16 protein-coding genes are annotated in these 19,510 nt (G+C 43.4%); 7 read left to right on the top strand and 9 right to left on the bottom strand.

What is annotated here, in order from left to right:
- Positions 1 to 11: 11 nt before the first annotated feature.
- The 4 genes from M9196_RS19595 to M9196_RS19610 form a co-directional block, all read right to left on the bottom strand.
- Positions 12 to 722 (bottom strand): oligogalacturonate-specific porin KdgM family protein, encoded by a 711-nt coding sequence (locus M9196_RS19595; protein ID WP_250619201.1) that lies wholly within the window; start codon positions 720 to 722, stop codon positions 12 to 14.
- 343 nt (positions 723 to 1,065) lie between these two features.
- The gene (locus M9196_RS19600; protein WP_250619202.1) at positions 1,066 to 2,262 is read right to left on the bottom strand and encodes a tetratricopeptide repeat protein; all 1,197 of its coding nucleotides are present in this window, start codon (positions 2,260 to 2,262) and stop codon (positions 1,066 to 1,068) included.
- Positions 2,263 to 2,526: 264 nt separating this feature from the next.
- Positions 2,527 to 3,366, bottom strand: a complete 840-nt coding sequence (locus tag M9196_RS19605; protein WP_250619203.1) for a MalM family protein — start codon at positions 3,364 to 3,366, stop codon at positions 2,527 to 2,529.
- Positions 3,367 to 3,453: 87 nt separating this feature from the next.
- Complete coding sequence (locus M9196_RS19610) at positions 3,454 to 4,842, bottom strand: carbohydrate porin (protein ID WP_250619204.1); 1,389 nt, start codon at positions 4,840 to 4,842, stop codon at positions 3,454 to 3,456.
- A 433-nt stretch (positions 4,843 to 5,275) separates the two neighbouring features.
- Here M9196_RS19610 and glgX point away from each other — a divergent pair, with 433 nt between their 5' ends.
- Both glgX and M9196_RS19620 read left to right on the top strand, forming a co-directional pair.
- Complete coding sequence (gene glgX / locus M9196_RS19615) at positions 5,276 to 7,237, top strand: glycogen debranching protein GlgX (RefSeq protein WP_250619205.1); 1,962 nt, start codon at positions 5,276 to 5,278, stop codon at positions 7,235 to 7,237.
- A 156-nt stretch (positions 7,238 to 7,393) separates the two neighbouring features.
- On the top strand, positions 7,394 to 9,154 hold the full coding sequence (locus tag M9196_RS19620; RefSeq protein ID WP_250619206.1) for a sensor domain-containing diguanylate cyclase: 1,761 nt from the start codon (positions 7,394 to 7,396) through the stop codon (positions 9,152 to 9,154).
- Positions 9,155 to 9,303: 149 nt separating this feature from the next.
- Here the strand turns inward: M9196_RS19620 and M9196_RS19625 are convergent, their stop codons facing one another.
- Together M9196_RS19625 and M9196_RS19630 are read right to left on the bottom strand one after the other, a co-directional pair.
- On the bottom strand, positions 9,304 to 10,179 hold the full coding sequence (locus M9196_RS19625; RefSeq protein WP_250619207.1) for a LysR family transcriptional regulator: 876 nt from the start codon (positions 10,177 to 10,179) through the stop codon (positions 9,304 to 9,306).
- A gap of 126 nt (positions 10,180 to 10,305) precedes the next feature.
- A complete protein-coding gene (locus M9196_RS19630) occupies positions 10,306 to 11,481 on the bottom strand; it encodes a BamA/TamA family outer membrane protein (RefSeq protein ID WP_250619208.1) in 1,176 nt (391 codons plus the stop codon).
- Positions 11,482 to 11,913: 432 nt separating this feature from the next.
- Between M9196_RS19630 and M9196_RS19635 the strand changes: the two genes are divergently transcribed.
- The 3 genes from M9196_RS19635 (at position 11,914) to M9196_RS19645 (ending at position 13,932) form a co-directional block, all read left to right on the top strand.
- The gene (locus M9196_RS19635) at positions 11,914 to 12,345 is read left to right on the top strand and encodes a PACE efflux transporter (protein WP_250619257.1); all 432 of its coding nucleotides are present in this window, start codon (positions 11,914 to 11,916) and stop codon (positions 12,343 to 12,345) included.
- A 121-nt stretch (positions 12,346 to 12,466) separates the two neighbouring features.
- Positions 12,467 to 13,123 carry a DUF2057 family protein gene (locus M9196_RS19640; protein WP_250619209.1) on the top strand — a complete coding sequence of 219 codons (657 nt, stop codon included), beginning with the start codon at positions 12,467 to 12,469 and terminating at the stop codon, positions 13,121 to 13,123.
- 194 nt (positions 13,124 to 13,317) lie between these two features.
- Positions 13,318 to 13,932 carry an SGNH/GDSL hydrolase family protein gene (locus M9196_RS19645; protein ID WP_250619210.1) on the top strand — a complete coding sequence of 205 codons (615 nt, stop codon included), beginning with the start codon at positions 13,318 to 13,320 and terminating at the stop codon, positions 13,930 to 13,932.
- 140 nt (positions 13,933 to 14,072) lie between these two features.
- On the opposite strand, the gene M9196_RS19650 is transcribed toward M9196_RS19645, so the two are convergent.
- The 3 genes from M9196_RS19650 to M9196_RS19660 all read right to left on the bottom strand — a co-directional run bounded on the left by M9196_RS19650 (position 14,073) and on the right by M9196_RS19660 (position 17,332).
- Positions 14,073 to 15,461, bottom strand: coding sequence for an SLC13 family permease (locus tag M9196_RS19650; protein WP_250619211.1), 1,389 nt, complete (start codon positions 15,459 to 15,461; stop codon positions 14,073 to 14,075).
- 323 nt (positions 15,462 to 15,784) lie between these two features.
- Positions 15,785 to 16,654 carry an alpha/beta fold hydrolase gene (locus M9196_RS19655; protein ID WP_250619212.1) on the bottom strand — a complete coding sequence of 290 codons (870 nt, stop codon included), beginning with the start codon at positions 16,652 to 16,654 and terminating at the stop codon, positions 15,785 to 15,787.
- A gap of 81 nt (positions 16,655 to 16,735) precedes the next feature.
- Positions 16,736 to 17,332, bottom strand: a complete 597-nt coding sequence (locus M9196_RS19660) for a TetR/AcrR family transcriptional regulator (RefSeq protein ID WP_250619213.1) — start codon at positions 17,330 to 17,332, stop codon at positions 16,736 to 16,738.
- 295 nt (positions 17,333 to 17,627) lie between these two features.
- On the opposite strand from M9196_RS19660, the gene M9196_RS19665 reads away from it, so the two are divergent.
- The gene (locus tag M9196_RS19665; protein ID WP_250619214.1) at positions 17,628 to 18,584 is read left to right on the top strand and encodes an AEC family transporter; all 957 of its coding nucleotides are present in this window, start codon (positions 17,628 to 17,630) and stop codon (positions 18,582 to 18,584) included.
- A gap of 132 nt (positions 18,585 to 18,716) precedes the next feature.
- Entirely contained in the window at positions 18,717 to 19,508 is a 792-nt protein-coding gene (gene thiM / locus M9196_RS19670; RefSeq protein WP_250619215.1) for a hydroxyethylthiazole kinase, read from the top strand.
- Positions 19,509 to 19,510: the final 2 nt, after the last annotated feature.

Here is a 19,510-nt window from a genome sequence, read left to right on the forward strand (position 1 = left end):
TTCAATAATGCTTAGAAGTTAAACGTTACACCAGCACGAACACGGTTTTCTGTTTTGAATTCTGTACGTTGAGCGTTTGCGTAAGTCTTATCAAGGATTTGATAGTCTACGTATGGTGCCCAAGATTCAAAACCAGTGTACTTAACTTGGAACGTGTGCTCCCATTTAGTATCTGCTTTGTTATTACCCGTACCCGTGTATGCGCCGCCATCTTTTTGGTTGATGTACGCTGGGTTATATTCTAGGTTGAAATCAGACACGTTGTAACCAATCCAAGCGTCAACTTGGTTAGTATCGTTGGTGGTCTGGCCAGAAACGCTGTTTGTCGCCGCTTGGTAACGGTAACGAGCTGCCGTGTAGAAGTTACCTGTTGCGTAGGTCGCTTTTAGGTAAGGACGGTATTCAGTGTGATCCGAACCATTCCAGTATACGAAGCCAGGAGTCAACGTCACGTTGTCGTTGATTGCCCAGTTATAGTTAAGCTCTGTTTCAAATGCTGCAACGTTTTTACCAGAGTTGCTGAATAACTTATCGCCTTGAGCTTGTGTGCCTTCAAGGTGAATCTGCCAATCTTCCGCAAAATCAAAGCCCGCACGTACACGAGTTTCGTATGTTTTTGCTTCTGTTTTGTATGCGCCACGAACGTCAACATAAGTTGCGCTAGCAGGAAGAGCAACAGCGGCAACAAGTGTTGCTGCTAGAGTCAGTTTTAAAGTTTTCATGATAAAGCTCCGTATAGAACAGGAATGCCAAGGGCATCAGATTTAACGTGCTAACAACAAGGCCACTGCCAAGCATCCTTGATTGCAACACTGAACGGGGCTCAGAATATGGATTTGTGATGTGGTAATGTCATGGAAGTGTCAACAGAAAAGCTTAAGTGATAAGTGTCACAAGAAAAGTACGAAAGGTGATTTTACAAATACAAATTAGCCCCAAAAAACACAACATATTCGCAACAATTAATCACAAATGATTTCTGAAATTAAAAGTGAAAGTATTTGTTTCATTTATGATTTTCTCGAAATCATTCCCATAACAGAGATGGCTTGTTTCTAAAGGTAATTATTTGACATAGCTTTGTTGGTAACCTGAATAGCTACCAGAGAAATTCGGTTCCATAGAATTGCTTGGAAAATCTTCATCGGGCGTTACCTGAGTTTGAATGTCTTGCGTATCATTCATTGGGCTCTCATCCGCCGTAATGCGAGCAGAATCTGTCAAACTCTCGTTTTCCTCCTTTAACTTATCTTCTAATTCAAATAACGGCAGTTGACGTTTATATAATTTGTTGAGGGCCTTAATAAGCGAATGCTTAACCATGGAACTTAATTGCAATTTTTTGAGTACCGGCTTTGCTAATGATTGCAACCCAACCACAGAGTCCACACCTAACGTCGAGCCAACACTATCACGCACGGCTTTAGCCGGTTCATACCCCAAATGTGCTGACATAAAAAGCCATATATAAGCAATAGCAGCCCCGTTAGGTGCCGTGTCTCGCCAGGCTTCTCCCGCAAAAAACATCGCTTCTACGCTGCCTTTTTCAGAGGCTCGCTCTAACCAATAACAACCCCGCTCCGTACTTTGCTCGACCCCTACTCCTTTAAGATAATTAAGCCCGAGCTTTGTCATGGCTTCCATATTTTGCTTTTCTGCGCCTTGCATGAACCACCGCGTGGATTGTTTTGGTGAAGGCAGCGGATTGTCAGGCGATACACTCCAGTCTCCCATAAATAGCATGGCTTCCAAATTGCCTTCTTGCGCCACCTCTTCAATCACAGCAATGCCCTTAGGAATATTACACTCCACACCCCGTCCATGAACCAAGGCTTTCGCTGCCTCAAACTTCGCGTGTAAATCGCCTTCAGCTCCCGCAATACACAAACGCCAGTAGTTGGCTTGCTCACGAAGCACCATATCTTCGCGTTTAGACTCACTTAAACGAACCATGCCATACATGCCAGTGATGTTGTCCAACTGCGCGGCTTTTTGATACCAATACAAGGCTTCTTGGATGTTTTTCCGCTCCGCTTCTTTCGCTAAAAAGAGCATGGTTGGTGTATGACCAGTTTCAGCTTTAAAAATTCGATCTTTTCGCTCTTGCTGTCGAGCCTTTTCAATCGTCCGTCGATACGCTGCTTCTCGCGCGATGCGTTCTTGCTCTAAACGTTTTTTTCGAATAGATAAGGAAAACATCCACACAAACGCCAAAATGAGCGAAAGGCTTGTTGCACCGATAGCGATAGAAAGTGTCGACATAAAATAGAAAGCTCATTAAGTGTTAATTACTTAGTTATAGTAACGGCAGGTTTGCCATTAAATGAAGTGTCTTTAACGATCCGTCACACGGTTTTACATCTTTTCCCCTGTAATTGCTCAATCCAACGCCAAAACGACACTTTACCCCTTTCCCAGCAACAAATTCTAAACCCTGTAAATAATTCTAAGCAATAAAAAACCCCGGACCAGAAATCGCTTTGAGCGAATCATGTGTTATCCAGGGTTTAAAAACTGTATGTGATGTTACTTTTTACTATTAATGGCCTTCACAAATACTTCTTGAGCACCTTCGATATTTAAGGCTTTCGCTTCATCAAGTAAGCTGAGTGCTTTCGGGATGTTGTCTTGTGCAACGGCCTTTTGAATTGCGGTGTGATAATAGTTGACTGTGTCAGATAAGACGGCAGCGGGAACAACGGCGGCAGATGTGTTTTTAACAACCGCAGGCTCAGTTTTTCTAGCGCCCAACGTTAATGTTTCTACTTCAAGATTTAGTTCACCAGCATAGCTTTGAATAAATTTAGGATCCGTCACAATAGGTAAAGGCTCCCCACTTTCTTGTGCTCTTACTTTTGCAGGGTGTGGGACTGAAACAACCTTTCCTACATCTGATGGTCTCGTATACACAACCATATAAGGTAGGGACTGGGCATCTACCTCAAAACTTGAGACATAACGATTGGCGTCAAACATATCTGAAAATCGAACATCAAAGTCATCTAACCCTATAGTGCGGACCACATTATAATCGGCATCTAATAATTGAACCGTCGGCGCAAAGACCTCTTTATTTAACATTTTACTGTCTATAGTAACTTTTACATTGCCAGATTGAGGAGAAAATTCAAACGCATTGAAATAGCTTTTTCCCGTTTTAAACTCCCATACCGGCGAGGAAGTATCGATGGAAAAGCCAACATTTTCCGTTTTATCAAGCGGGATCCATGCGAAGTCTTTTTTACTCACACAGCACGTATCAGACGCGTTCATATCCGCAATTGAAATGGTGGGTTCGACACCAGTATGACTCGCACAACCCACAACACTTAGTCCAAGTACTAGCGCCAAAATATTTTTATTCATAATATTCCACCATTTAAAAGAATAAGGCAGCCATGAGACTGCCTTTGATTCATTGGAAACTCAATACGGTTTCATCACATTATGTGATTAGAACCAGATTTCAGCTTCAATGCCGAAGCGAGTTTCGCTCCCTTTAGACTCTTTTGACCAATTATAGCCGTCATCACTTGAAGACATGTAAGCTACGTAAGGCTTAATTTGTGGACGACCAAAGTAATCTGCATTAACCGTAAATACTGGAGCCAGTGTTGCGGTATAGAACGACGTAGAGTCATCCTCACGGCCCCAACGAGCGCCATCTTCAACAGTTTCGTTCGCATAAGTAAGAACCGCTTCCCATCTAAAGTTTTCACTCACTTTATAAGACGGTGTCAATCCAACAAATCCTCGTTGAACTGTCTCTTGACCCCACTGAGTGCCGAATACTCGCTTGCCATCTTGTGCTTTCAAATCCCAGTAAACCAATTCAGAACCAAGCTGGAAGTTTTCTGTAATGTTCAAGACACCGTATGATGTAACGAAGATTGAACGGTCATCTTGGTTCCAGTCCCCATTCCAGTTACCGAAGTTCGTGCCTTTAGTCGCGGAGATACCTTGACCGTAAGTGATACCCGTTAACGACCAACCATCTAGCCCATAATAATCACGAGAATATGAGATACCAGCGCCAATTCCACGGTCTGCAGCATCTGGATTATTCTTGTCTACTCTTACTTCATCCATATTTGCACGAGTTTGGTATTTGACATCAAAATCAAGCTTACCACCTAGCGCTTCCACACCGTACAGGTATAAGTCTAAAGACGTAAGCGTACTGCTTTGGTTATCATTGCCAACAGTGCCACACTCTTTACCGTTCACTGTTTCACCGTTGCCATTAACACAGTATCCATCACCGACATCTGCGGATACACCTGCAAAGCCAATCTTATCGGCAAAGCCTAGTGACGTATACTCAACACCCGCACCCAGACCTGATGACTGTTTCCAAAATTCTTTGGTAATAATACCAGCTTGACGGTTCAGGTAGCGCTTACCAGTCCAAATGCTGGTTCCTTCAGCAAACATAGACAAATCACCAAGTTCAACATACGCTTCTTTAAATTCTAATTGACCAGATTGAAGGTGACCGTCATTACCACCTGATGAACCGTAGAAACCACGTCCATTACCACCTTCATTATTGCCGTATTCCGTTTTTAGAACGTATTTTGACCATGCACCATTCTCGTAGTTATCACCTTTTGTAACCGTGAACTCAACTTGGTTTGGGTTACCAGAAAACGCAGCACCCGCAGCACGATAGTCGCGACGATGTTCCCACGTTTCATTTAGTTGAAGCGATTCACCAGCATTATAAAGAAGGTGACCATAACCATTTACTTGCCAACCTTCTTGTACTTTATCTTCGGCCATTACAGCGCCCGACGCTAGCACACCAACCACTGCAGCAGCTATTACACTTACTTTTTTCATTAGAAAACTCCGTTTAACTTATTGTTATATTCATTCTTGTCGAGGGCGATGGAGGCAGTACCACGCTCTCAAAACTTGAAAATATCGGTTTAGGGTCCCGAATTGATTGAACGATATGGAGATTAACGAAGTAGTATGAGGAACACGTCCTCCGCCTTCATGTAATAAAGGGGGGGATGAGAAAGGATGAGAAAAATAACCGCACGTTGTTTTTTTTGCGCTGATCACAGATTTGGGGGGGAGTAGTATAGATATTGGTAATGTATTGACGCGCAAAGTACGCTTTAAGTCACTATTTTTAACGAATTGGTAAAATTAGTGAAATAAAATTACATTTAAATTTCTGTGATCTAGGCTTGACCTAAAGTTGACAAACCTATTAACTGTTAAAAACAAACACTGTCAGCAACAACTAAAAAGTAAAATAACGCTTATGACAAAAATTCAATCAAGTCCCTACCCTTTAGGGGCTTCTTTAGATAGCAAGGGATGTAATTTTGCTATTCATGCGCCAGATTGCGAGCAAATCAAACTGGCGATATTTGATAGCGAAGACAACTATCAGCTATTCTCGCTTGATGAAGAGTACGCCAGCATCAAGCACACTCGTATTGACGGAATAAATGCGGGTCAACGTTACAACTTCGTTATTGAGAAGTCAGATTCACTGCAATTTATCTCCGATCCATATGCAAAGGGATTGGATAAACCTCTGCACTACATTCCTCCTTTTGATGATTCCAAGAGTTCGTTACTGCCAAAATGTGTCGTTGTAGATGATAACTTTGATTGGCAAGGCTCAACATCACCACGTATTCCTCGTGAAGAGATGATTTTGTTTGAAACTCATGTCAAAGGCTTAACCAAACTCAATGAGTGCGTGCCACTTGAGCATCGAGGAAAGTATTTGGGTCTCGTTACTGACGATATGTTGAAGTTTTATCGAGATCAAAACATCACCTCACTGCAACTATTGCCCGTCGCTGCATGTATGCATGAACCGCACCTACTGAATATGGACAAGGTGAATTACTGGGGCTACAACCCTTATGTATTCATGGCTCCAGACCCAAGATATGCAGACCGTGATGCGGTTATAGAACTTAAAACGGCCATTAGAACGCTGCATCAAAATGGCATCGAAGTCATTCTTGATGTGGTCTATAACCATACGGCGGAAAGTGGCGACAATGGCCCTGTATTTAACCTTAAAGCACTAGACCATCAATTTTATCTCAAACACGGAGAGTACTTCGCCAACTTTACCGGCTGTGGCAACACCGTTGATCTTAACTATCAACCGGCACTTAACCTAGTGATGGACACACTTCGATACTGGGTAGAAGAGTTTAAAGTTGACGGCTTCCGCTTTGATTTGGCGGCGACATTGGGGCGAAATGGTGACAACTTCAACCAAGACGCGGCTTTTTTTAGGGCCGTTGCTCAAGACCCAGCCCTGAAACAAACCAAGCTCATCGCCGAACCGTGGGACATTGGACCGAATGGCTATCAAGTGGGCAACTTTCCATTTGGCTGGAACGAGTGTAATGACCGACTACGTGATATCACACGCAGCTTTTGGCGTGGGGATCAAGGGTATTTGAAAGAGTTTGCCACGCGTATTATGGGCTCTCGTGACTTATACAGTGCTGCCAACTGGCCTTATAAACTTACCGTCAACTACATCACCTATCATGACGGCTTTACTATGCAAGACCTTGTGTCTTATAAGCATAAACACAATGAAGCCAATGGGGAAAACAATCGTGATGGTCATGGTGATAATCGCTCCGAAAACTATGGCGTGGAAGGCGAGACTGACAACCCAGTTATTCTAGCGACCAGAGAAAAACAAAAACGAAACTTTATGGCAACGTTATTATTTTCTTTTGGTATTCCGCATATTTTAACAGCCGATGTTCTTTCTCACTCTCAAAAAGGAAATAACAACGCTTACTGTCAAGATAACGAGTTAAGTTGGTTAAATTGGGAGCAAAGCGCAGCCAAACAGCACTTTAAAACTTGGTTAGCGGATATGATTACCGCGCGCCAACAGTATATGGTGCCGTTCATTCAAGCGTTCAGTGGTGAAAACCGCAACAATAACCGGATCTTCTGGAGCCGTGTCGATGGAAAGTTAATGAGTATGGAAGACTGGAATCGATTGAGTAGCGTTGCGCTGCACCTCGGTATTGGTGAGGATGGCGATGAAATGCTTTATTTGATAAATCAAACCAAAGCACCCGCACGCTTTTCGCTTCCGAGTGACAGAAAGCAATGCTGGAAAACCATTTGTGATACCCACATATCTGACGCAGAAGTCGGTCACGCAGAAGGTGAGATTCTACAAGCGCCTATGTCTATGGCGATATTACATTTTTCTCCTAACCAATAAATCCCGACTCACGTTAATAAAAGAGCTTTATATTTGAGCTCTTTTATTTTCTCTGGCAGAGCTATTAAAAATACGGCTTATTTAGGTAATATTCCTTTGAAAAACACTATCCAGCAGTAGTAATATCTCATACTTGCTCAATTAATTGAATATCGTATGTCTTTAGCAAAGTTTTTATTACGTGTTTTCCGTCCTTTCACCTTTGGACTTATCGCCACGCTCATCTTTATCTCGTACCAACAGTATCAGCGCTCTCAAGATCTTGCCATGGAACAATCGCAATCCAACGTAAAGATGGCATCGGCGTTAGTTTGGGCACAAATTGAAGCAACGTTTGGTAAAGTGGACCTATTACAAAACAATGTCGATACCAGTCAATTTAATACCCTCGCCAACGATGTCCTATCGAATACCTATCTGTATAAAAATATCGTTCGCTTTAATTCTGTGGAAAATGATTACCTTCCCATAAATGGGGTACCGCTCTCCCCTGTGATTACAACGGCAATACAGTGGCATGAATATAAGGCATCTTCCAACGTATACGCCATCTCTAATATCTATCAAAAAGCCAATGGATTTTGGGTTTTCGCCATCAAGCAGGCCAATATTAAAAACCAACGTGAGGTTTGGATAGAGTTTGATGTTCAACATACCACCCAGTATTTAGCGAACTTAAAAACGTTGAAAACGGGTTACGTTTTTGTGATTGACGCCGAAACGGGACGATTGGTCTTCCATCCTGACCCATTAAGAATAGGATCGCCTTCTATTAGTTTTTCCAGCGGACTCCAGGAGCGAATCAAGGGAGGTGAAAAACGTGGCAAGTATGAATATTATTATAACGGCCAATATAAAATGAGCATTTTTGATGCTCAGAACCCAAGTGGCTGGGTGTTTGTATCAGGCACAAATCGTGCAGATATTCTCTTCAACTCTTATCAAATATCATTAACCGCTGTGGTCATGCTCTCATTGCTTTTATTGATACTGTCGATTAATTATATTACGTTCCAGCTTAATAAATCGTTGGCCAAGCTCAATGCATCACCAGACATTTCCCATTTTAAACATGAACTTAAATCAATATTTAATCAATTTACTTTTCACAAAGGGATGCAACTTTGCCTGTATGACAACGAGTCAGGCAACGTCAAGACCATCGACTTTCACGGCAATACTCAGATAATTCATCACACTGAGACGCTGCCGTCGGTGCTAACACGTCGAGAACTTAACTATTCATACAATTCCGATTCCGATGCGATTGCAAGAAAGCTCCAAATAAAGGGACGCCATTATACAATGCCCCTCTATCAAAGAGAGACACTCATCGGTGTGATTTACCTGAAGAGCTCATTTTTTGCTTTTGAGGGCGTGATGCGAGCGATTAGAGACTTTTCTGAAGTCGCACTATCTAACTTGTTATTGTTTCAAGCACTACACAGTAAGGATCCACTTACAGGGCTCGACAATAAACAGGCCATGCGTCACGCGCTGTCACAGCAATTACGCAATCAGAACGTATTTTACGCGCTTATTGATATCAATGGGCTGGGTAATATGAACGCCCAACACGGTGATATGTTAGGTGACACCATCATTTTGTATATTGCGGATACTATTAAGCGAAACTTCAAGAAACCAAGTGCCATTTGCATTTCGCGTGATGAGAATGGCGGATTCGCGGTTCTATTCGAGGCCGAGAATAAAGAGGGAGCGAGCAAACAGCTCGATTGGCTCAGACAGCTCATAGAGAAGCAGCCAATCAATATGCATGACAAATGGATCGAGGCTTCTGTCACCATTGGGGCAACGGTTATCGGTGATACACCTGACGCGGTAATAGGACGAGCAAAACAAAGCTTGCAACAAGCTAAATTGAAAGGAAGAAATATTGTCTGCTTCTATCAGTAATCAGCGAGCTTCACTGTTTCGCTCTGTAACTCATTAGCTCTGTAATTCTTTAGCTCTTTAGCTCTTTAGCTAACAGCCTCGTTAACACGGTAATAAAAAATCCTTATCTGAGTGTTCAGATAAGGCTTTTTTACAAATCTCGTTCCAGGCTAGATGACCCCGAGAACTTCACATAAATACTTAGCCGCTGGTCCTAACTGTGCATTTGACTTCCAAAGCGCGTCGGCTGAATTCAACATTTCGTAGCGTTGAAATTCTGGCCTAAAATCGATTAGTGTTCCGAGCCTTTGCTTTTCAACAATGAAATCCTTTGGCATTATTGCCCATCCAATTCCCTGTTCAACCAGCTTAATCACATCTTCTTGATCGTCCGCTTGCCAAATATCTTGTGAAAAAGCACCTTGCGCATTCAATACCGGGTTAAGCATCATGCTGCGGCAAACAATTTGCCTTTCCCCTATTAAGGTTTCATTACTTACTTGCGCCATGTCAGCAAATATCGAATCTGGGCTACAGATACATACCCACTCAATGTTAGCAATAGAGACAAAATCCAACCCCTCTGGCACCGCATCAGCAGCAATATTGAATCCAAGCTCTATTTCGTCATTTGCAATAGCTGCAGTCAGTTTATTGGCGCTGAGTCGAGAGACGTCCACATGAGTAAATGGAAACCGCTGTGACATCTTTTCAATTGCTGACTCAAGTAAGCTAAACGGTAACAATGGATCAATTGCGATTCTCAACGTATCCTCTACGTTCTCAACGCTTGCTCGCGAGTAATTACGAATACGTTCCGCTTGTCTCAAAAGTACCTTTGCCTGTGAAAGCATCCGCTCTCCCTGAGGAGTCAGCTTAGGATACTTCGTACTTCTATCGAACAGCTTAATACCGAGATCAACCTCAAGATTATTCACACCAATACTTACCGAGCTTTGGCTTTTTCCGAGATGTCTCGCCGCGGCGGAAAAGGAACCTTGCTCTGCTGCTGCAACAAACGCCACTAGCTGTTCAATATTCAGCATATCCAACCCTTTGAATCACTTATTAATAACCATACTATCGTAAAACAATAGCACAATAACTGCACCAAAACCTATCGACAAAATCAATAATAAGAGATAGTGCATTGATGAGGGGAATACCCTCTACTAGAACGCTTCACCAAATCGAATATAGAAGCTCGTGTTGCCCATTTTAGACACGGCAACATCCGCACCAATTGAAAAACGTTCTTTCGCATTCAAGAGGTATCTTACGCCGACGCCGGCACTAGGAATAACTTCAGACTTCACGCTATTGGAAAGGTGTCGATCTTCATTTTCAACAATAGCGGCACCAGCGAAGGCGACACCACTCCATAATGTTGAAAATTTATGCCGGTATTCAATTTCTGCCTGATAAGTGGCGGTACCACGATATTTATTCCAGTCGACGCCACGTAAATCCGGTGTCACAAACTCGTTTTCTGGGGCGTCACCCACAATTTCTTTACCAATCACACGATATGCAAAAACGTCATCGCCCACAGGAAAATACTGACTCATTTCTGCATCATATCGATCGAACCGTTTGCCCGTCCGACTGTCTTTTGAGTAATGCAAGGTACTCAAGTCTAAATTAAGACCTTGAGTGGCGCCCATCATATTGTCACGAGAATCATAGGTCAGTAACAGACCTAATGCGCCATTATGGCCACTCATTTGACGTTCAAACTCTTTCTTTTCCTCGGCGGTTGCGCTCTCCTTAAGATCCGCATTACCCCCGCTCCACAGCCCTTGAACACCAAAATACAAATCATCGACTATTTGCTTGCGAACTTCGCCGTATACAAAATTTGAATAACTCGCATATTTTGCCGCTTTTGGTAACTGCATCCCTACACGACCCGTGTATTTTAGATTCAAACTAAAATGTCCAGCCCAGAATCCTGCACGCCATGCGTCATGGGCGAAAACATGCTCATGCCCGACGATCGCCATGCCACTTCCAGAGTCGGTGTACTGACCATAAAACATACTCGTAGACGGGTTTGTCGCGCCTTCTGCTCGGTCATGCAAATACATCGCATTGACCCCTAAGCCAACGCCAAGTGCATCATCAGTAATAGGGACAGGAAAAGCGGCAAGCTTTCTATCTGGTAGCGCTTCGTCGTCTGATCCCTCAGAGCTAGGTTGCCCATGGGAAGGCTTATGTTCTAATTCTTTCGTTAGCGACGTCGATTCTTGGTGTTCTGTCGAATGCGTTGTATCTTCTGCGCAGACAGAAGTTGCTGCAGTGAGGAGTGCGAGGGGCAGTAATAACGCTCTGGTATGGGATGTATGCACGGAAATCTCAATTAGTCGTGTTATTTATATACCACACTAAGATTCCTTTCTTCATGGTACTGATATCAATGGATCGTACCTTTCGTGGGTGCTCTACGTTGAGCAACAGCGATGCTACTAAAATAACATTCGTAGATAAAGCCAACCCATTAGAAATACATATAGATACTATTAAAAAACGTAAGGAAATCACTCAAAATCCCGCTAAAAATTCACCAATATTATGGTATCCGTTGTTGGAATAAGTTAGGGAGATATCATCAATTCCTTATTATACAGTAGTATAGATAAAAAATTTTATTAGAGTTATCACACTTCCGACCAATTCGAAAAATAGATACTTAATCCTTTCAGGTGTTAAACAAATCGTATAGAATTTACAAAATATGTTGAATTGTGACAGAGATCGGACTAATGGCAGCAAGGAAAGCGATGCGTACCCCCGCAGATAGATTGAGACACACTATATTATTCGAGTTATTTCTACTGATAATCGCAGCACCTATATGCATGTTTATATTTGGTGCCAGTGCAGAAACCGCCACGATTACAGCGGTTGGGCTCTCCCTCATCGCGATGCTGTGGAACTTTATATACAATTATGTATTCGATGCGTGCCTGTACAAATTAAATGGCACAACCAAAAAAAGCAGCACTCAGCGTGTTTTCCACGCCATACTATTTGAATTTGGGCTGCTCTTTGCCACCATTCCTTTGCTTGCTTGGTCATTAAATTTGTCTCTTATTGATGCGATTGTGGCTGACATTGGTTTCGTTGTTATTGCTTTGTTCTACTCTTATTTTTTCAATCTGATGTACGACAATATTTACCCATTACCTGATTTACAACTCGACAATAAATAGAGCGATGTCAACTTTTGTCAAATTCTATTGGTTCCTTCAGTAACTCATTGCATTCATTATGCAATGTAGGCAAGCTAGGATGCGCTAAACTACAGAGAATAATCCTTGAAGGACACCCATAATGAAAGCACTTAAAATTCTTACCTGCGCTCTTTTAGCAAGCAGTAGCACATTCGCAGTCGCTGACGTTACGATTAACATCCCTGAGTCAGTTGACTTACTGTCTGTCAACGCTGGTGAGGCTAACTCAAAGTCAAATGGGTTTTTCTCGTCTGGCGAGACTGCAACACTGCCTGATGGTACCAATCAAATAGTGTTTCGCTTTGAACCTTACTTTGATCTGAATCGCGAGGAACGTGTCAGCATACCAAGTAAAGTGGTCATTGCCCGATTTGATGCAAGTAACACGACACTGACGCTAGAAGTCCCAAGTTATCAAAACGAGCGACAGGCTAAAAAAGATATTGATACCTTTGCTTGGTCATTAAAAGATGAGCAAGGTAATGTGATTGCAGTAGAGCAAGATGTACTCGTTAAAGACGGAATGCAAATTGGTCGTGATTACAGCCGTGAAGCGGAAGATTACAACCGCAAAGGGGGCATCGCAGCAATTGCCGCCGCTGGCGCTGTTGCAACCACGGCTACCCCAGTCACGTTGCCCGCTAACGTCAATACACCTGCTGGAGATAGTACCGCTGAAGAGATGCTCATTTTTTGGTACAACAAAGCGGATGATGCAACAAAAGCACGCTTTAAAGAGTATGTCAGCCAACACTAGTTCTGGCGCCACTTAGCCATCTCAATAGCCGCTTTATTAAGCGGCTTTTTGTATTCAGCTTTTTCAATTGTCGCATTCCCAGTCACATGATCTAAGCCGCTAACTACACGCTAACTTAAACAATTAAGCAATTAAGCAATTAAGCAATTAAGCAACAAGAAACTAAGCAAAGACGACACAACAGGACATGATTCATGAAAAAAGTCGCGTTACTTGGCGATAGCCTGACCGCAGGTTGGGGGCTAAAAAAAGGGCTAAACTGGTCCGAATCTCTCGCGTCTACATTTGCCGAGAGTCAATTTATTAACTTGGGAATTCCGGGTGATACCACAACAGGGATGCTGTCACGCTTCCAACAGCAAGTGATAGAACAACAACCCGATGTGGTTGTGATCTTTGGTGGTCTAAACGATCTAAACTGGGGTACGCCAATTAATGAGGTTGCTTGCAATTACAACGCAATGATTGCACAAGCACAGCATCATAACATTCGACCGATCGTGATTATTACCTCACCGATTGACCCGATTGGTTCTTTACCGTTGTTTGCACACCAACAAGAAACGGTAAACAGTATTCGCGATGCCATTGCAACATTAAGCTCGGAATACAGCAAACGTTTGATCACCATGTATGGCCATGGTCCTCTAGGCATTGAAGTGGTCGACATTTACCAAGCATTTGAAGCGTACGCGCTAGAACATGGTTATTCGGCGCTCTATCAAGACGATGGCATTCACTTATCTGCCGTTGGCGCTGAGGTCATTTTTAATCAACTCAAAGATGTCGTTGCCAAACTTATCGCGTAAATAGATCTGTAAATTACAGAGCTATTAGACTAACCGCGTTGCAATCTATCCAAATTACGCTGCAGCTCATAATGAGAAATTTAGAGATTTAGACAGCTGCCCCCTTAGCTGTCGACCAGAAAAGGGGGAAGCGCGCATCCCTATGCCCAGAACATCATGACTATGAGCGTTAATGCCATAATACAAGCGATGTTCAACAAAATACCAATCTTCATCATTTCTTGTTGCTTGATGTGACCAGAAGCAAAAACAATCGCATTAGGAGGCGTGGCTACCGGCAGCATAAATGCACACGATGCCGCGACAGCAATAAGCACAGATAACACAACAGGTGACAACCCAAAAGCTTCTGCAACACCGGCAAAGACCGGTATAAGCAATGCGGCACTGGCTGTGTTACTGGCGAATTCCGTTAGGAACACAACAAATGCGGCGATAACAAAAATAATCAGCACTAAGCCAAATTGAGAGATAAGTGCGCTTAACTCATTGGCGAGAAATACACTGGTCCCCGTTGCCTTCAATACATTACTTAGACAAATACCACCGCCAAATAGCAATAAAACGCCCCAATCCGCCGTTTTTTCGATATCTTTCCAATGGACAACACGGGCGAAATTCACCGCGACGATCGCCCCTAGTGCCACAATAGTGTCAAATTTTGGGTATCCGCCAAGCATGGCATTAATTGGTTTACTAAAGATCCAAAAGAACACCGTTACGGCAAAGATAAGCAAGGTGACAATTTTACCTTTATCCCATTCAACCGCTTGATGATTAATTTCAAACTCACCGTCTAACTTTGGTTTTAGCACAGCAAAAAGTACCGCTAGTGCGATCGGCAGTAAAATCATCGCTGTCGGCAAACCAAACTTCATCCAATCGGTAAACGTTAACCCCACCTCAGCTGCTGCAATCGCATTAGGCGGGCTACCAACCATGGTTGCTATGCCACCAATACTGGCACTATAAGCGATGCCTAACAGCACAAATACATACGTGTTATGACCGCTTTCTTCATTAACTTTGCTGAGCACCCCTAGCACCAATGGCAACATCATCGCCGCTGTCGCCGTATTACTAATCCACATCGACAACACGGCAGTGACGCCAAACAGCATGAACACCGCAACGCTCATCCGCCCCTTAGCAACCACTAACACTTTATCAGCAATAACTTTATCCAGCCCTTGCCGGTGCATCGCTGCAGCGAGAGCAAAGCCCCCCAAAAACAGGAAAATGATGGAGTTTGCAAAATTATTTAGCGCAGTCTGAGTATCAAAGATCCCAAACAACACCGCGATAATAGGAACAAGTATTGCTGTGACTGTCACGTGCAGGGCTTCTGTTAACCAGAGCACAGCAACAAAGGACAGAATGCTAATTCCAAGCACAACATTGGGGTCAAATGGTAAGGTTTTATAAAGGACAAAAAACAGCACGATATCAGCAAGAATAATTAGACTATTGCGGTTTAAAAACCATTCTCGGGTATTGGAGGGTAGAGGAACACTATCATTTCTATTCATTATTATGGCTTCCTTTTGTTAACTGGGGTGGAGTCCCCTGGGGTGAATTCCCCAAAACCACAAATCTCAATAAAAATCGGCATCTAAGTGCGATCATGTTAGCTAACTCTGCCCAATATAAAAATTAGAATAAGGGTAAAGCGCTGATTCTCGATTGTTAAGACTTGTGGAACCAAATGATGATCCCACATAGCCAACCAAGCGCATAATACAAATTTATCAATCTGTTAACCACATCAACAATATGGATATATTTACAACAACTTAGCCTAACATACTATCCCTGTTCATTTTTATCAGCACGACGCCCTTTAGCTTTAGGTTCACGACCTATCTGTGGGCATATTAACCAGTAATCGGCTGAAACTCTCCTTTGTCTCCTGACATTGCATCACTCGCCCATGACCCTGACCCTGAGTCGTGACTAAAGTGACTCGCTCCATTTCAATTGATGCCTTTTCGGACACGTCATACTTGGTGAACTTATCGTTTTCATCATGAACAATGATGGTTTGTGCTTGACGGCGTGACAACTTTTGATAGGGGTCAATGGACTGAATGGGGTAACGATACTGATCTTCTATATCCCCGACCACCGCTTCAAAAAGACGCATCGAGTATCCCGAGCGAGCAACACTGCTGAATAAATTATCGACATAATCCAACACCGGAGCAATGAGCAATAAAGGCTTGTCCACCAGCTTAGCGTGCTTGCACTCAAGCGCAGCAGCGGTTCCCATGCTATGCCCAACTAAACCTGCAACCTCGTCTTCGCTATCCAAAAGCCCTTCTAACCCTCCAATGAAAGCTGGAATATGCCCATACTGGCCTTCACTTTCCCCATGAGCAGGGTGATCATACGCCAACGCAGTAAAACCTTGCTGAGCAATATACTCCATCAAAGGGTAGAACTGACTCGCTGTACCAGACCAACCATGTGTCAAAATCCAAACCGGTCCCTGACCTAAGCGGTATGTTTTCAATACCCCTTCCGCCGTGACAACATCCCCTACGACCAAACCATTAGGCTGGGCATTTTTGGGGGTAGATCGTACTGGTGTTAACAGCAGTTTTCTTGCCATATTTTTGGCATGATTCGGAGCTAATATGTAGTGAGTACGAGTGGTAAAGTTCACCAATCGCTTTTTAAAGCTAAATTTCTTTGATGTATTGAAATATATTTTGTCGCTCATGACTCGCTTCCTTTCAATGAATTCGTACGATCGTGCTTTTTTATGCCAAATTGCTGCTAGGATAAATACATTATCTCTAGCCTACTTAATGTCCGGATTCACCCAAGAGTTCATCAAACGTTCAACACTTTGTCTAAAACGCTGACTGCTCTCCTGCTCTCCAACAAGTGAATAAAACACGTGGGCACTCAGGTATTGCCCGTAAAGTTCAAACGTTGCCTGCCTTGGGTCCAAATCCGCCTTAAACTCACCACTCACCATCCCTTTTTCAATTTGAATCGTCAGGTAGTTTATCCAGCGGTAAATCGTGCTACGCAATGCCGCCTGTAATTCATCCTGCTGGCTATCACGCCATGCATCGATAAACATACAGCTGCCTTGAAACGACTGATTCCAACTCATCCAATTTTCAATCAGGTGATTGATTTTCATGTGAGCCTGTTGATATTCACGCGCCCTGACTGGACCAATCACGCGCTGTTGAAAGGTAACATCGGCGTATTCAACCACTGCCACTTGTAGGTTTGTTTTTGAGTTAAAATGGGCAAATAGGCCACTTTTCGACAGCCCACACTGTTTGGCAAGTCCGCCAATCGTTAAGCTTTCCAGACCTTCACGACTGGCTAGCTCGAAGGCTTGGCCGAGGATGTATTCTTTGGTTATCTTGCCCTTACTCATTTTTACCTCAAACTCATTTTCCCTTAAACAGGTTCGCTACTTCTAATTTAGCACGGTCGTACTATTTATCAATAACCGTTATCACTATTTGCCTACAACACCGATGCCAATAAATGTTTTGATTATCTACAAGCATTTGGTTGCCTGCTAGCGTCTGCTCTGTCCCGCCACGGCGCATTTCCTCATACGCATGGATTCAATGCAATGCAAACGTTTAATTATATGCCCACATATGGGACACTACTATCGCTCAAAATAACCGCTACAGCCTCTCTCAATCAATATGGAACGCGTTATGAATGTTCTGCTGGAACAACTGCATTTTTCTTTATCTATCACCGGTCCAATCTGCTTGATGCTGGTTCTTGGTTTCGTTTTTAAACGCATTGGTTTGATCAACGAAAATTTTATCGATGTCGCATCAAAACTGGTTTTTCAGGTCACCTTACCTGCCATGCTATTTTTAAGCATAGTGACCGCTAAACATGACTTCTCTGCAGCAAGTCAATTTGTGGGATTTGGTCTGATTGCCAGCATCTTGTTTTACGTTTTTACCACCGTCTCGGTGAATTATTGGTTTAGGAACTCACCAGACAAAGGCGTCATTATTCAAGGTGGATTTCGTTCCAACACGGCCATTATCGGACTGGCGTATGTCGCGAATGCCTACGGTGACCAAGGGGTTGCTCTTGCCGCCCTCTACGTTGCCGCTACCACATTTTTATACAATATTCAGGCGGTTATTTGTCTGACGCCTCGCTCTGAAGCCTCCGGTGCAAAAGCGGGAAAAGTCATGCTTCGAACCCTTACAAAAAATCCACTTATCATCGCCATTGTAGCCGGGCTCGTATTCTACAGCCTATCTATCCCCGTCCCTGACATTGCCGTCGATGCGGGGAACTACTTTGCACGAATGACATTACCTTTGGCGCTACTGTGCACCGGCGGTTCGTTAAACCTAGGCTCGATGAAAAAAGAGCAATCTGCATCATGGTTTGCCACAGGCTATAAACTGCTGCTAGCACCGATAAGCATCACCGCCGCCGCCTATCTTATGGGCTTTAAAGGCATAGAAATGGGTATCATTTTCTTCATGAATGCGGCTCCAGTCGCGGCCGCCAGTTATGTTATGGCACGAGCAATGGGAGGCAACTCTGCTCTCGCCGCCAACATCATCGCTTTCAGCACGGTGTTGTCTGCACTCACTTGTACGCTAGGTATTGTTATTTTGTCATCGTTTGCACTTCTTTAACAAACCACGAACAATGCAGCAAGCTGGTTACTTATCGACGATAAACCACATGTAGTGAGCAAGTAAATTGCGTAGCAAACCAACCACTCTCTGCTAGAATACTTGCCATATCTCACTTAAAAATGGCTAATAATGAACACAACTAAAATTGTCGAGTACTTACAGCAAGTACGTGAAACCAAACCACTTGTGGTTAACATCACTAATTTCGTTGCTATGAACAATACCGCCAATGCGCTTCTTGCCGTTGGCGCTTCGCCTATCATGGCGCACTCAAAGCAAGAGATGGCAGAAATGATGGCTTTTGCTGGTGCATTGGTCATCAATATCGGCACCATCGATAGTGTATGGCGACCAGGTATGTTTTTTGCCGTCGAGCAAGCCAATCTGCACAATAAAGTTATCGTACTGGATCCCGTTGGTTGCGGAGCAAGTCAACTTCGCACTTCCACCGCTCGCCAACTTGCAGAAACAGCAAAGCACTTAATTATTCGCGGTAATGCTTCTGAAGTAATCGCGATGGCAGGAGAGCAAGGACACAATAAAGGCGTGGATTCCTTAGATAGCAGTGAAACAGCACTAACCGCGGCTAAAGCACTCGTTGATGCATACCAATGTAGTGTCGTTATTTCCGGTAAAACAGATTACATTGTGACGGCAACATCCACGATTGCGTTAAATAACGGTCATGACATGATGCCCTATGTGACTGCGATGGGTTGTTCATTATCGGCGGTAACTGGCGCTTTTGCGGCGGTTGGTGATAATACTGGCGCGGCCGCTGCAGCGGTATTTGGCGTAGCCGGTGAAATAGCAGCCGAGCAATCAAAGGGACCAGGCTCACTGCAACTTAATTTACTCGATACCTTATACCAGCTTGACGCTGAGACGCTATCTACACGATTAAATATCAACGAGATCTAGGA

The organism is Vibrio methylphosphonaticus, from assembly GCF_023634655.1.
Taxonomy (GTDB): domain Bacteria; phylum Pseudomonadota; class Gammaproteobacteria; order Enterobacterales; family Vibrionaceae; genus Vibrio; species Vibrio methylphosphonaticus.

What these genes read in the sequence shown, in the direction of transcription:
- M9196_RS19665 (WP_250619214.1), top strand. Translation starts at nt 17,628, where the DNA reads ATGAATGTTCTGCTGGAACAACTGCATTTTTCTTTATCTATCACCGGT.
- M9196_RS19595 (WP_250619201.1), bottom strand. Translation starts at nt 722, where the DNA reads ATGAAAACTTTAAAACTGACTCTAGCAGCAACACTTGTTGCCGCTGTT.
- M9196_RS19620 (WP_250619206.1), top strand. Translation starts at nt 7,394, where the DNA reads ATGTCTTTAGCAAAGTTTTTATTACGTGTTTTCCGTCCTTTCACCTTT.
- M9196_RS19625 (WP_250619207.1), bottom strand. Translation starts at nt 10,179, where the DNA reads ATGCTGAATATTGAACAGCTAGTGGCGTTTGTTGCAGCAGCAGAGCAA.
- M9196_RS19610 (WP_250619204.1), bottom strand. Translation starts at nt 4,842, where the DNA reads ATGAAAAAAGTAAGTGTAATAGCTGCTGCAGTGGTTGGTGTGCTAGCG.
- M9196_RS19650 (WP_250619211.1), bottom strand. Translation starts at nt 15,461, where the DNA reads ATGAATAGAAATGATAGTGTTCCTCTACCCTCCAATACCCGAGAATGG.
- M9196_RS19600 (WP_250619202.1), bottom strand. Translation starts at nt 2,262, where the DNA reads ATGTCGACACTTTCTATCGCTATCGGTGCAACAAGCCTTTCGCTCATT.
- M9196_RS19605 (WP_250619203.1), bottom strand. Translation starts at nt 3,366, where the DNA reads ATGAATAAAAATATTTTGGCGCTAGTACTTGGACTAAGTGTTGTGGGT.
- M9196_RS19640 (WP_250619209.1), top strand. Translation starts at nt 12,467, where the DNA reads ATGAAAGCACTTAAAATTCTTACCTGCGCTCTTTTAGCAAGCAGTAGC.
- M9196_RS19635 (WP_250619257.1), top strand. Translation starts at nt 11,914, where the DNA reads ATGCGTACCCCCGCAGATAGATTGAGACACACTATATTATTCGAGTTA.
- glgX (WP_250619205.1), top strand. Translation starts at nt 5,276, where the DNA reads ATGACAAAAATTCAATCAAGTCCCTACCCTTTAGGGGCTTCTTTAGAT.
- M9196_RS19655 (WP_250619212.1), bottom strand. Translation starts at nt 16,654, where the DNA reads ATGAGCGACAAAATATATTTCAATACATCAAAGAAATTTAGCTTTAAA.
- M9196_RS19660 (WP_250619213.1), bottom strand. Translation starts at nt 17,332, where the DNA reads ATGAGTAAGGGCAAGATAACCAAAGAATACATCCTCGGCCAAGCCTTC.
- M9196_RS19645 (WP_250619210.1), top strand. Translation starts at nt 13,318, where the DNA reads ATGAAAAAAGTCGCGTTACTTGGCGATAGCCTGACCGCAGGTTGGGGG.
- thiM (WP_250619215.1), top strand. Translation starts at nt 18,717, where the DNA reads ATGAACACAACTAAAATTGTCGAGTACTTACAGCAAGTACGTGAAACC.